Source organism: Pseudomonas sp. Sample_23, assembly GCF_004307595.1.
GTDB lineage: Bacteria > Pseudomonadota > Gammaproteobacteria > Pseudomonadales > Pseudomonadaceae > Aquipseudomonas > Aquipseudomonas atacamensis.
The window spans coordinates 17074-29814 of sequence record NZ_RCNX01000093.1 but is presented as its reverse complement, the minus strand read 5'-3'; the positions used below and the strand labels follow the sequence as shown (position 1 = coordinate 29814).

Annotated in this window: 13 protein-coding genes; 8 read left to right on the top strand and 5 right to left on the bottom strand. The window is 60.2% G+C overall.

What is annotated here, in order from left to right; all coding sequences use genetic code 11:
- Window position 1: 1 nt before the first annotated feature.
- A complete protein-coding gene (locus tag D8U82_RS25175; protein WP_130903197.1) occupies window positions 2–460 on the bottom strand; it encodes a tripartite tricarboxylate transporter TctB family protein in 459 nt (152 codons plus the stop codon).
- Window positions 461–515: 55 nt separating this feature from the next.
- Complete coding sequence (locus D8U82_RS25170) at window positions 516–1493, bottom strand: tripartite tricarboxylate transporter substrate binding protein (protein WP_130903196.1); 978 nt, start codon at window positions 1491–1493, stop codon at window positions 516–518.
- A gap of 444 nt (window positions 1494–1937) precedes the next feature.
- Here D8U82_RS25170 and D8U82_RS25165 point away from each other — a divergent pair, with 444 nt between their 5' ends.
- Together D8U82_RS25165 and D8U82_RS25160 are read left to right on the top strand one after the other, a co-directional pair.
- Entirely contained in the window at window positions 1938–2609 is a 672-nt protein-coding gene (locus tag D8U82_RS25165) for a response regulator (RefSeq protein WP_024011992.1), read from the top strand.
- Window positions 2602–3987 (top strand): sensor histidine kinase, encoded by a 1386-nt coding sequence (locus tag D8U82_RS25160; protein ID WP_024011993.1) that lies wholly within the window; start codon window positions 2602–2604, stop codon window positions 3985–3987. Before D8U82_RS25165 ends, D8U82_RS25160 begins: the two co-directional genes overlap by 8 nt.
- Window positions 3988–4116: 129 nt before the next feature.
- On the opposite strand, the gene D8U82_RS25155 is transcribed toward D8U82_RS25160, so the two are convergent.
- On the bottom strand, window positions 4117–4938 hold the full coding sequence (locus D8U82_RS25155; RefSeq protein WP_016770675.1) for an HDOD domain-containing protein: 822 nt from the start codon (window positions 4936–4938) through the stop codon (window positions 4117–4119).
- Window positions 4939–4972: 34 nt separating this feature from the next.
- Entirely contained in the window at window positions 4973–5914 is a 942-nt protein-coding gene (locus D8U82_RS25150; protein ID WP_125925293.1) for a folate-binding protein YgfZ, read from the bottom strand.
- 150 nt (window positions 5915–6064) lie between these two features.
- Here D8U82_RS25150 and D8U82_RS25145 point away from each other — a divergent pair, with 150 nt between their 5' ends.
- A complete protein-coding gene (locus D8U82_RS25145; protein ID WP_007911418.1) occupies window positions 6065–6319 on the top strand; it encodes a succinate dehydrogenase assembly factor 2 in 255 nt (84 codons plus the stop codon).
- On the top strand, window positions 6303–6755 hold the full coding sequence (locus D8U82_RS25140; RefSeq protein WP_130903195.1) for a protein YgfX: 453 nt from the start codon (window positions 6303–6305) through the stop codon (window positions 6753–6755). The genes D8U82_RS25145 and D8U82_RS25140 overlap by 17 nt, the downstream gene beginning before the upstream one ends.
- On the opposite strand, the gene nadB is transcribed toward D8U82_RS25140, so the two are convergent.
- The gene (gene nadB, locus D8U82_RS25135) at window positions 6724–8340 is read right to left on the bottom strand and encodes an L-aspartate oxidase (RefSeq protein ID WP_125925295.1); all 1617 of its coding nucleotides are present in this window, start codon (window positions 8338–8340) and stop codon (window positions 6724–6726) included. The genes D8U82_RS25140 and nadB overlap by 32 nt on opposite strands.
- A gap of 557 nt (window positions 8341–8897) precedes the next feature.
- Between nadB and rpoE the strand changes: the two genes are divergently transcribed.
- From rpoE to D8U82_RS25115, 4 genes are all read left to right on the top strand, one after another.
- Entirely contained in the window at window positions 8898–9479 is a 582-nt protein-coding gene (gene rpoE, locus D8U82_RS25130) for an RNA polymerase sigma factor RpoE (RefSeq protein WP_003172477.1), read from the top strand.
- 30 nt (window positions 9480–9509) lie between these two features.
- Window positions 9510–10097: an RseA family anti-sigma factor gene (locus D8U82_RS25125; protein ID WP_008077804.1), complete on the top strand. Its 588-nt coding sequence runs from the start codon at window positions 9510–9512 to the stop codon at window positions 10095–10097.
- Between the two features lie 8 nt (window positions 10098–10105).
- The gene (locus D8U82_RS25120; RefSeq protein ID WP_130903194.1) at window positions 10106–11071 is read left to right on the top strand and encodes a MucB/RseB C-terminal domain-containing protein; all 966 of its coding nucleotides are present in this window, start codon (window positions 10106–10108) and stop codon (window positions 11069–11071) included.
- A gap of 208 nt (window positions 11072–11279) precedes the next feature.
- Window positions 11280–12713 (top strand): DegQ family serine endoprotease, encoded by a 1434-nt coding sequence (locus D8U82_RS25115; RefSeq protein WP_125925297.1) that lies wholly within the window; start codon window positions 11280–11282, stop codon window positions 12711–12713.
- The last annotated feature ends 28 nt before the right edge of the window (window positions 12714–12741 follow it).

Here is a 12741-nt window from a genome sequence, read left to right as displayed (position 1 = left end):
ATCAGTTCTCCAGGACGCTGAGCAGGCCGAGGGGCAGCGGAACATCCATCAAGCGATCGAACAGCAGATAGAGACCAACCGCCATCAGGCTGATGATCACCACGCTCGGCAGCCAGCGGCCGCCATAGAGACGGGCCATCGGTACGCCGGTAATGATGCTGGCCATGATGAAGCCAAGGGGTTCGAAGGTGCCGGCAAACACCAGCAGCAACACCACGCACAGACCGATCTTGGTCAGGGTTTCGCGATCCAGCGGCGGCTCATCCGGGTTGTGTTTGATCGGCGCCGGGCGAAACACCATGTACAGCAGCGCCAGCCCCATCAGGCCGAGCATCAGCAGCGGAAAGGCGCGCGGGCCGACCGGTTCATAGGAAAAAGCCGCTTGGTACGGCCACGCCATCAGTGCCAGGCCGGCACACACCAGCAGCAACACCGAGGCGAAAATGCGTTGAATAAGCATGGGAGCTCCTGTGCTGCGTCCCCGCGTAGGAGACGCAGCCACTAGACAGAGACGATCACTGGATCAGGCCGAACTCTTTGGCCAGCACTTTGTAGTCGGCGACCTGCTTCTTCACATAGGTGTCCAGTTCCGGGCCGGTCATGGCGAACGGGAACAGCTCGCGCTGATCGCGCAGCTTGGCGAACTCGTCGGAAGCCAGCAGTTTGTCGAACGCGTCTTTCCACCAGGCGTAGTCTTCGTCGCTGACTTTTGGCCCGAGGTAGAAGCCGCGCACCACCGGCCAGACGATGTCGTAGCCTTGCTCACGAGCGGTCGGGATGTCCTTCATTTCCGGCTCGTCGAGACGCTTTTCGGCGAACACTGCGAGCAGACGCATGTCACCGCTCTGGATGTGCGGCATGGAGTCGGAGATGTCGGTACTGCCGACCTGGATGTGGCCGCCGAGCAGGGCCGTGGCGATTTCACCGCCGCCTTCGAGTGCCACGTAACGCAGTTCGCGCGGGTTGATCCCGGCAGCCTTGGCGATCAGTGCGGTCTGCATCCAGTCCTGGCTGCCGACGGTGCCGCCGGAGCCGATAACCACCGAGCCTGGATCTTTCTTCAACGCCTGAACGAGATCGTCGAGGGTCTTGTAGGGCGAATCGCTTTTCACTGCGATGGCGCCGTAGCTGGTGCCGACGGCCGCGAGCCAGCGTACGTTGGTTTCATCGAAGCGGCCGAACTTGCCCTGGGCCAGGTTCAACAGCGAACCGCTCGACCACGCCACCAGCGTTCCGGCATCCGCCGGACGTTGCGCCACTACTGCGTTGTATGCCACCGCGCCGACACCGCCGGGCATGTAGGTCACGCGCATCGGTTTGCTCAACAGCTTCTGGTTGACCAGTGCGCTCTGCACCAGTTTGCAGGTCAGGTCGAAACCACCGCCGGGGGAGGCGGGGGCGATGCATTCGGGACGTTTCGGCTCGGCCATGAGTTGGCCGGCAAACAGCATCGCGCCAGCGGCGAGAGCAACTTTACGCAGTGATACGTTCATTTGAGTCTCCAGAGGAGTTGTTGTTATGGATGGACCGAATGACCAAAGGGCAACGCGAAAACCTAGCGGCAGGCGCAGTTCTCTCGCGGCGCGAGCGCAACGACTGAAACAACGGAGGGGAAACAGGACTGCGGCGAGAAGCCGACGGTGCAACGGTGGAATCGAGCAAGGCGAGCAGGCATTACAGCCTTGGTGCGCATGGAGGGCATGCTGGGGTACTCCGTTATTGTTCTTATGAGTCGAAAACGCTTCATGGCGTTTTTCGTTGCGCTGTGTGGCGGCAGCGGCGACAGTCGAAACTGTCCGTGGGCCGACTCTAACCGGCTAACCTTTCAACAACCTTTCAGTTGTCTTTCACGGTTTTCGGGCTTCACAGCGGCGGTTGCGGCTGTAAACTCCGCGGCAAAGCGCGGCGTCGGCCAACCCTGAACGAGGTACAAATCCATGCGTGTCCTGCTCGTCGAAGACCATTTGCAACTGGCCGAAAGCGTGGCTCAGGCGCTCAAGAGCACCGGTCTGACGGTGGATGTGTTGCACGATGGCGTAGCTGCCGACCTGGCGCTGGGCAGTGAGGAATACGCCGTGGCGATCCTCGATGTCGGCCTGCCGCGCATGGACGGTTTCGAGGTGCTGGCGCGGCTGCGTGCTCGCGGCAAGAACCTGCCGGTGTTAATGCTGACCGCGCGCAGTGACGTCAAGGATCGCGTGCATGGCCTCAATCTCGGTGCTGACGACTACCTGGCCAAGCCGTTCGAACTGACGGAACTGGAAGCGCGGGTCAAAGCCTTGCTGCGCCGCAGTGTGCTGGGCGGCGAGCGTCAGCAGCGCTGTGGCGTGCTGGCTTACGACCTCGATACGCGGCGCTTCACCCTCGGCGACGAACTGCTGACCCTCACCTCCCGCGAGCAGGCCGTCCTGGAAGCGTTGATCGCGCGGCCGGGGCGAGTGATGAGCAAGGAACAACTGGCCGCGCAGGTGTTCGGCCTCGACGAAGAAGCCAGCCCCGACGCCATCGAAATCTACGTGCACCGCTTGCGCAAGAAGCTCGATGGCCAGCCCGTGGCCATTGTCACCTTCCGTGGCCTCGGCTATCTGCTGGAAAGCCGCGATGCATAAGCCCAGCAGCCTGCGCTGGCGGTTGCTGTGGAACCTTGGATGGTTGCTGGTGGTGCTGATGCTCGCCAGTGGTTTGAGCGCTTACTGGAACGGTCGCGAAGCCGCCGACACCGCGTATGACCGCACGCTGCTGGCCTCGGCACGCACCATCGCTGCCGGGTTGTCGCAGCGCGATGGCAGCCTCAGCGCCGACGTGCCTTACGTGGCGCTGGATACCTTCGCCTACGACAGCGCCGGGCGCATTTACTACCAGGTCAACGACATTCACCAGAAGCTGATTTCCGGCTACGAAAATCTTCCCGGGCCACCGCCCGGCACGCCGCGTACCGACAGCTATCCGGCGCTCGCGCGCTTTTACAACGCGAAGTACAACGGCCAGAACGTGCGTGTGGTCAGTCTGCTCAAGGCCGTAAGCGAGCCGAACATGAACGGCATGGCGGAAATCCGCGTGGCTGAAACCGACGAAGCGCGGGTCAGCATGGCGCGCAGTCTGGCGGCTGACACCTTGTTGCGCTTGGGCATGCTGGCTGTCGGTGCATTGCTGCTGGTGTGGTTCGCGGTGAGTGCGGCGCTGCGCCCGCTGGAGCGGTTAAGAACCGCTGTTGAGGAACGCCAGCCCGACGATTTGCGGCCGCTGCCGCTGGTGGAAGTGCAGCATGAATTGGGACCCTTGGTCCGCGCGCTCAATCATTTCACCGAGCGTCTGCGCGGCCAGTTCGAGCGGCAGGCGCAGTTCATCGCCGATGCCGCTCACGAGTTGCGTACGCCGCTGGCCGCACTCAAGGCACGCCTGGAACTGGGCCTGCGCTCGAACGAGCCGGAGACTTGGCGCACCACCCTTGAATCGTCCGCGCAAAGCACCGATCGCTTGACCCATCTGGCCAATCAGCTGCTATCGCTGGCCCGCGTCGAAAACGGTGCGCGGGCGATTGCCGAGGGCGGCGCGCAGTTGCTCGATCTGAGTCAGTTGGCCCGAGAGCTGGGCATGGCCATGGCGCCTTTGGCGCACAAGCGCGGCGTGGCGCTGGCGCTTGAAGCGGATGAACCGGTGTGGCTGCGCGGTGAGCCGACGCTGCTCAATGAGCTGCTGAGCAATCTCGTCGACAACGCGCTGGCGCATACGCCATCGGGCGGCAATGTGATTCTGCGGGTCACGGCCCCGGCGGTGCTTGAGGTCGAGGACGACGGGCCGGGCATCCCGCTGCACGAGCGTGATCGGGTGTTCGAACGGTTTTATCGGCGCAATCAGCAGGTTGCCGGTTCAGGTCTGGGCTTGGCGATTGTCGGCGAGATCTGTCGCGCGCATCTGGCGCAGATCACCTTGCATGATGGCGAGCAGGCAGGGTTGAAGGTGCGGGTCAGTTTTATTGCCGGGTAATACTTTTGTGGCAAGGTTTTTTTGTGGCGAGGGGATTTATCCCCGCTCGGCTGCGCAGCAGTCGCGGTTCGGATCGCAGAGTCTAGGGTCGCTTCGCAACCCAACGGGGATAAATCCCCTCACCACAGGTCAGTAGAACATCGACCGCGATTCTTCCAGATCCGCGCAGAACTGCTTGTTCTCCGGGTCAATCCCCAGCTTTCTGAACGCCGGCACGCTAAACGGGTCAATCCGCGCAAACGGATGGTCGGTGTCCTTGCGGCAATACAGATTGGCTACCTGCACGACATCGACGTAATCGATGCGCGTCGAGTCGCGGCTGAAGTCTTGATACAGCAACGGCAAATGCACCAGGCGCTCGGGAAACTCCCACACCCGCAGCAATTTCTCGCCGAGCAATGGGTGAATCTGCTCGATCACATGGGTCAGGCTGACCGCATCCGAGAGCAGTTCATTGTGGTCTTCGGCGTAAGTCAGGATCGGCAACACACCAATCTGATGCACCAGCCCGCCGAGTGCCGCCTGATCGGGTTTGAGCTGAGTGTGACGACGACACAGCGCATAGCTGACGCCAGCGATTTCCAGACTGCTGCGCCAGACTTCGCGCATCTTCTGTTCGACCACCTCGGAGCGGGCATTGAAGATCTGCTCCATCACCAGACCGATCGCCAGGTTGCTGCTGTAGTTGATGCCCAAACGGGTGATGGCGGTGTGCAGGTCGGTGACTTCCTGCGCCGCGCGCAGCAGCGGACTGTTGACCACTTTGATCAGGCGCGCCGACAGCGCAGTGTCGCGGCCGATGACTTTGCTCAGATCGCTGACGCTGATTTCCGGATCCTCGGCGGCCTTGCGAATCTGCAGGGCCACTTCCGGCAAAGTTGGCAGAACCAGGTCATCGTTATCGATGGCCGCAACCAAATCCTGTTGGACCTTTTCCGCCAGTTCGCTCATTTGGACTCTCTAGGGTGTTGCAACAATGCTGCGATCAACGCTGGATTTCGCGGTCGCGATCCAGTTCGTAAGGCAGGTCGAGCACGTGCAACGCGGGGCCTTCGAGGGCGCCCAGACGCAAATCACCGGCTTCGGCAGCTTCGGCCTGCAACACGGCCAGGAGTTCAATGTTTCCCTCGGCATTGGCCGCCAGCACCACTTCGCCGATCGAGCTGTTGTGGCTGGGCGCGAACAACTGAGTGCCGGGCTCCGGCAACTCGGCTGCGTCGAGGTGCAGGCGGTACAGGCGCCGCTTGAGCTTGCCCAGGTACTGCATGCGCGCAACGATTTCCTGGCCGGTGTAGCAACCTTTCTTGAAGCTCACCCCGCCGACCGCCTGCAGATTGAGCATCTGCGGGATGAACAGTTCGCGAGTGGAAGGCATGACCTGACCGATACCGGCGCGGATCTGGCCCAGCAGCCATTGATTCAGTTCGCCCTCAGCCAGCGTGGCGGACAGTTGGCTTTGAATGTTTGGCGCCTGAGCGGCAGGCACCCAGAGTTCGGCGCGCTCGGGCGAAACGCGAATTGCGATCAGGCCTTCATGGCGCACAACGCTGTCGGTTTCGGCGCGCAATGCCAGACCGAGGCTGGTCAGGGCTGCATCGCCATGTGCCAGACCGAAGCGCACCCAGGCGGCGCTTTCATCGGTCAGTTTCGATTTGGAGAACACTGCGTACTTTTTCAGGTCGGCCAGTTGCGGCTCGAGCAGCTCGCTGGCCATCGCCATCACCACGCCGTCGCCCTCAAGCAGGATGCGGAAGCTCGACTGCATCCGGCCTTTCTGCGTGCAGCGGGCGCCGAGGCTGGCGCGGGTGTCGCTCAGGTAATTGATATTGCAGGTCAACTGGCCTTGCAGGAATTTTCCGGCGTCCGCACCGCGAACCGCGAGTACGCCTTCATGAGACAGGGTGCAGAAAAAAGCAGAATCGGCCATGGGTCATCGCAGGGTAAATAGACTGGGGCACATCATAAGGGGGCAGGGTTGAAATGGGTAGTTGATAAAGGATCACGGGTGCCCGACCAAAGCCGACTGTGCGGCCCGCGCCGGGGCTGTATACTGCCCGGCAAATTCGAGGAGGGCTCCATGGTCGAACAAGTTGAACTGAATCGCCTCTTTTGGCACAGCCGTCGCGGCATGCTTGAGCTTGACGTGCTGCTGGTGCCGTTCGTGCAGGAGGTTTACGCGACGTTGAATCAAGTGGATCGCGATCTGTACGTGCGTTTGCTGACCTGTGAGGATCAGGACATGTTCGGCTGGTTCATGGAGCGCAGCGAGTCGGAAGATCCCGAGCTGCAACGCATGGTCCGGATGATTCTGGATCGTGTCCAGCCCAAGTAATACGTTCGAATGCCGCTGGCATGCCTCACGGCAGTTGCTGGCGGCGTATCGGTTGGCCCAGGCGTTCGCCATGGGTTCGCTGTGTCTGCTGTCGATTCCGCTCTGGGCCAGTCTGCTCGGCGCTTGCGCCTGTGCGCTGCACGGTTTTTGGATGCTGCCACGGCAGATTCTGCTGAGTCATCCGAAAGCATTTTGCGGGTTGCGGCGCGACGGCGATGGCTGGCAGGTGTGGAATCAGGCTGATGGCTGGCAGGCTGCGCAGTTACGACCGGACAGTCTGGCGCTGCCATTGATCGTAGTGCTGCGCTTTCGCCTGCGCGGAGAGTGGCGGGTCAGGTCAATCTGCGTGCCACGTGACTCGCAAGCGGCGGATCTGCACCGACGCCTGCGAGTGCGGCTCAAGTTCAGCCGGCGTAGGTGGGCGGCACCAGAATAGTGTCGAGCGCTTCGGGCAGCATATCCGGATAGTCGAGGGTGTAATGCAGCCCGCGACTTTCCTTGCGTTCCATGGCTGAGCTGATCATCAATTCGGCAACCTGTGCCAGGTTGCGCAACTCGATCAGGTCACGGCTGACTTTATAGTTGCTGTAAAACTCATCGATCTCATCCAGCAGCAGACGCACCCGGTGCTGCGCCCGTTGCAGGCGTTTGTTGGTGCGCACGATGCCGACGTAGTCCCACATGAATCGGCGCAATTCGTCCCAGTTGTGCGCGATGATCACGTCTTCATCCGAGTCGGTCACCTGACTGGCGTCCCAGACGGGCAGGGCGCTTGGTGCCGCGACGTCATCGAGTTGCGCAAGAATGTCCGCCGCTGCCGAACGGGCATAAACGAAGCATTCCAGAAGTGAGTTGCTGGCCATGCGATTGGCGCCGTGCAGGCCGGTGAAGCTGGTTTCGCCGATGGCGTAGAGGCCGGGTACATCGGTGCGACCGTGCTGATCGACCATCACCCCGCCACAGGTGTAGTGCGCGGCGGGGACCACCGGGATCGGTTGTTTGGTGATGTCGATGCCGAAGCCCAGGCAGCGCTCATAAACAGTCGGGAAGTGGCTTTTGACGAACGATTCAGGCTTGTGGCTGATGTCGAGATATACGCAGTCGACACCCAGACGCTTCATTTCATGGTCGATGGCCCGCGCGACAATGTCACGAGGCGCCAGCTCGGCACGTTTATCGAAGCGATACATGAAGCGCTCGCCGTTGGGCAGCTTCAAATGCGCGCCTTCGCCACGCAACGCTTCAGTGATCAGGAAACTCTTGGCTTGCGGGTGATACAGGCAGGTCGGGTGGAACTGGTTGAATTCCAGATTGGCTACGCGGCAGCCGGAGCGCCAAGCCATGGCGATGCCGTCACCGCAGGCGCCGTCGGGGTTGCTGGTATAAAGGTAGACCTTGGCTGCGCCGCCTGAAGCCAGAATCACGAAGCGTGCGCCGTAGGTGTCGACTTCGCCGGTGGCGCGGTTCAGCACGTAAGCGCCCAGGCAACGATCGCCTTCCATGCCCAAGCGGCGTTCGGTGATCAAATCGACGGCGACGCGCTGTTCCAGCAATTCGATGTTATCGCGCTCTTTGGCCTGGGCCAGCAAGGTCTTGAAGATCGCAGCGCCGGTGGCGTCGGCAGCATGGATAATCCGTCGATGGCTGTGGCCACCTTCGCGGGTCAGGTGAAATTCGAAACCACCGTCTTCAGTGCCGGACTGTTCGTCGCGGGTGAACGGCACGCCCTGGTCAATCAGCCATTGAATGGCTTCGCGGCTGTGCTCGACGGTGAAGCGTACGGCGTCTTCATGGCACAAGCCGCCGCCCGCATTTAGGGTGTCGTCGACATGGGATTCGACAGTGTCGGTATCGTCGAGCACCGCAGCGACGCCGCCTTGGGCCCAGAAGGTCGAACCGTTGGCGAGATCGCCTTTGCTCAATACGGCAATGCGCAGATGACCGGGCAAGGTCAAAGCGAGAGTTAAACCGGCAGCACCGCTGCCAATCACCAGAACATCGTGTTGGAACTGTTGGCTCATTTCAGGATTCCGCTCAAAGCGACCCGGGTCGGGGTTGGCGCAAGACAGCTGGATCGGCGAGTCAAGACAGCCACACAGCCCACTAGTATATAGAGGGGTTGGGCGGCACAATAGCCGGGCCCAGATGGCATTGTGAGACTACTGCGCAGTAAAAAGCGCTGTGCTTCGTCGGAAGTTTTTTTCATCGGTTTTGAAAAATGACACCTGTATCGGCGCTGAAACAGTCTTTTCCGAGCAGGGTTGCGCAATGTCAGGTGGGTACGGCTATAAATAATTGGAACTTTTGCCAAAGGCCCAAGATCAATAGACGGTGCCAGAAACCAGGGACAGTGTCGGCTTCAGTGCGGAATCTGCGTTTGGATTCCTGCCGGCGAAACCGATAACAAGATTATTCGCGCAGCCGGTTTATCCCGCGCTGCGTTTTTCGTGCGTGCCAAATCAGAGCCCGCAGGAAACTTGCTTGGAGGGGGAGAACTTTTGCGAAAAGCCCGAGTCTATGTTTGCAAGTCTGGTCGTTTAGTAATGCAAGTCTCCTCCGGGCTTATCGAGGAGTGTTCATGCTAACCCAGGAAGAGGATCAGCAGCTGGTCGAACGCGTACAGCGTGGCGACAAGCGAGCTTTCGATCTGCTGGTGCTGAAATATCAGCACAAAATTCTCGGGTTGATCGTGCGTTTTGTGCACGACACCCATGAAGCCCAGGACGTTGCTCAGGAAGCCTTTATCAAGGCGTATCGGGCACTTGGAAATTTCCGCGGTGACAGTGCGTTTTATACGTGGCTGTACCGTATTGCCATTAACACGGCAAAGAACTACCTGGTTTCCCGCGGCCGTCGGCCGCCGGATAGCGATGTAAGTTCGGAGGATGCAGAGTTCTACGATGGCGATCACGGCCTCAAGGATCTCGAATCACCAGAACGTGCATTGCTGCGGGATGAGATCGAAGGCACTGTCCATCGGACCATCCAGCAACTGCCAGAGGATTTGCGTACGGCTTTAACTTTACGTGAATTCGATGGTCTGAGTTACGAGGACATTGCGAGCGTCATGCAGTGTCCGGTGGGTACCGTGCGCTCCCGGATTTTCCGCGCTCGGGAGGCCATCGACAAAGCCCTGCAACCGTTGTTGCAGGAAAACTGAGACAGCGGCGACAGCCAAGAGAGGAACGCCATGAGTCGTGAAGCCCTGCAGGAATCGCTGTCCGCAGTGATGGATAACGAAGCGGACGAACTGGAATTGCGTCGAGTGCTCAGCGCACTGGATGATGTTGATACCCGTGAGACCTGGGCTCGTTACCAGATCGCTCGGGCAGCCATGCACAAGGATCTGCTGCTTCCGCGTCTGGATATCGCTGCGGCAGTGTCCGCTGCGCTGGAAGACGAAACGGCTCCGGCCAAAGTATCCCGCAGCCCATGGCGTAACCTGGGTCGCCTCGCTGTTGCCGCTTCGGTAACCGTGGCCGTTCTGGCCGGTGTTCGCCTGTACAACCAGGACGAAATCGCCGGTGTTGAACTGGCCCAGCAGTCGAACCAGCCTACTCTGGCCACTCCACAGGTCAAAGGTCCGGCAGTTCTGGCTGGTTACAGCGAGAGCTCGGAAGCGACTGGTCCTATGGCTAACGGCGTTCTGCAAGGCCAGCCAGGCTGGCATGATCAGCGTCTGCCAGGCTACCTGCGTCAGCACGCTCAGCAGGCTGCACTCAAAGGAACTGAAAGCGCGCTGCCATACGCACGTGCCGCAAGCCTGGAAAACCGTTAAGGAGGATCATGCGCGCCATCCCTCTACTTTCGCTTCTGCTCAGTGGCTGGTTCATCGTTCCAGCCCACGCTGACGAGGCCCAGGACTGGTTGACCCGTCTGGGCCAGGCCGAGCAGCAGCAGAGCTTCCACGGCACTTTCGTTTACGAGCGCAACGGCAGTTTTTCCACGCACAACATCTGGCATCGTGTCCAGAATGGCCAGGTCCGCGAGCGGTTATTACAGCTCGACGGTTCGGCTCAGGAAGTCGTGCGCATTGATGGACGTACTCAATGCGTCAGCGGCACCCTGATTGCGGGATTGGGTGATTCACCCAACGCTGCCGCCCGTGCGCTGGATCCCAAAAAGCTGAAGAATTGGTATGACCTTGCCGTCATTGGCAAGTCGCGCGTGGCCGGTCGTGATGCAGTGATCGTGTCGCTGACCCCTCGTGATCAGCACCGTTACGGCTTCGAGCTGCATCTGGACAAGAAAACCGGGCTGCCGCTCAAGTCGTTACTGTTGAACGACAAAGGGCAGTTGCTCGAGCGTTTCCAGTTCACCAGCCTCGACACGGATGAAATCCCGTCGGACAAGGACTTGTTGGCGGACCCGGATTGTAAGCCGATCAATATCGCAAGCGACAAGGCTTCTGCAGCTAAAACCGTGCAAAACTGGCGTTCGGACTGGCTCCCGCCAGGCTTTGAGCTGACCAGCAGCAGTTCGCATAAGGATGCGCAAACCAAGACCCAAGTCAGCAGCTTGATGTATGACGATGGTCTGGCGCGTTTCTCGGTGTTCCTTGAACCGTTGAATGGCGCAACGGCCACTGACACCCGCACTCAGTTGGGCCCGACCGTCGCGGTATCCCGGCGCCTGACCACGCCGCAAGGCGAAATGATGGTCACGGTGGTCGGCGAAATCCCGATTGGCACCGCCGAACGAATCGCTCTATCGATGCGTAACAACGATGGCGCTGCGACCAGCAAGCAGTGAGCTGATTTCAGTCATTTCCACTTCGTCGTCGAGACGTCGAAATGTTTGCTGAGCATTTTCATTTGCAAAACCCCTGAAAATTTTTTATAGGTCAGAGCCTCACGGCTCTGGCCTTGTTTGTTGTTCCCGGAACAAAAATGCCGGTCTGTGGTTTCCGGTGTTCCTTTGCTCCATATCGCTTAACCCTGCTCGTCGTAACGGGAGCTGTATGTCGATACCAAGTTTGAAGTCTTATCTTTCCATCCTCGCCACCGTGCTGTTGCTCGGTCAGGCGGTGCCTGCTGCGCAAGCGGCCGATCTGCCTGATTTCACCCAGTTGGTCGAACAAGCGTCGCCAGCGGTGGTGAACATCAGTACCACGCAGAAACTGCCGGACCGTCGGGTCAACCAGCAGATGCCGGATCTGGAAGGCCTGCCACCGATGCTGCGCGAATTCTTCGAGCGCGGCATGCCGCCTCAGCAGCGCTCGCCACGTGGCGATGGCCGCCAGCGTGAAGCGCAATCGCTGGGTTCGGGTTTCATCATTTCGCCGGATGGCTACATCCTCACCAACAACCACGTGATCGCCGATGCTGACGAAATCCTCGTCCGTCTGGCTGACCGCAGTGAGATGAAAGCCAAGCTGGTCGGCACCGATCCACGCTCTGACGTGGCGTTGCTGAAAATCGAAGGCAAGGATCTGCCGGTGCTCAAGCTCGGCAAGTCCCAGGACCTGAAGGCCGGCCAGTGGGTCGTCGCGATCGGTTCGCCATTCGGCTTTGACCACACCGTGACCCAAGGCATCGTCAGCGCCGTCGGTCGTAGCCTGCCAAACGAAAACTATGTGCCGTTCATTCAGACCGACGTGCCGATCAACCCGGGCAACTCCGGTGGCCCGCTGTTCAACCTGAACGGTGAAGTGGTCGGCATCAACTCGCAGATCTACACCCGCTCCGGTGGCTTCATGGGCGTGTCTTTCGCCATTCCGATCGACGTGGCGATGGATGTTTCCAATCAGCTCAAAAGCGGTGGCAAAGTCAGCCGCGGCTGGCTGGGCGTGGTCATTCAGGAAGTGAACAAGGATCTGGCCGAGTCGTTCGGTCTGGACAAGCCAGCTGGCGCGCTGGTAGCGCAGATCCAGGATGACGGCCCTGCGGCCAAGGGCGGCCTGCAGGTTGGCGACGTGATCCTGAGCATGAACGGTCAGCCGATCGTCATGTCCGCCGATCTGCCGCATCTGGTCGGCGCGCTGAAGGCTGGCGCCAAAGCCAATCTGGAAGTGATTCGTGAAGGCAAGCGCAAGAACGTCGAGCTGACCGTCGGCGCAATCCCGGACGAGGACAAGGAGCTGGCAGGTCTGCCGAAATCCGGCGCTGAAAGCAGCAGCAACCGCCTCGGTGTTGCGGTCGGTGAATTGACCGACGAGCAGAAGAAAACCTACGACCTCAAAGGTGGTGTGGTGATCAAGGAAGTGCAGGACGGTCCTGCGGCCCTGATCGGTCTGCAACCGGGTGACGTGATCACCCACCTGAACAATCAAGCCATCGGCTCGGCCAAGGAGTTCACCGACATCGCCAAGGCGTTGCCGAAGAACCGTTCGGTGTCGATGCGCGTGCTGCGTCAGGGCCGTGCCAGCTTCATCACCTTCAAACTGGCTGAATAAGCCAGCAGGCAGGTAAAAAGAAACCGCC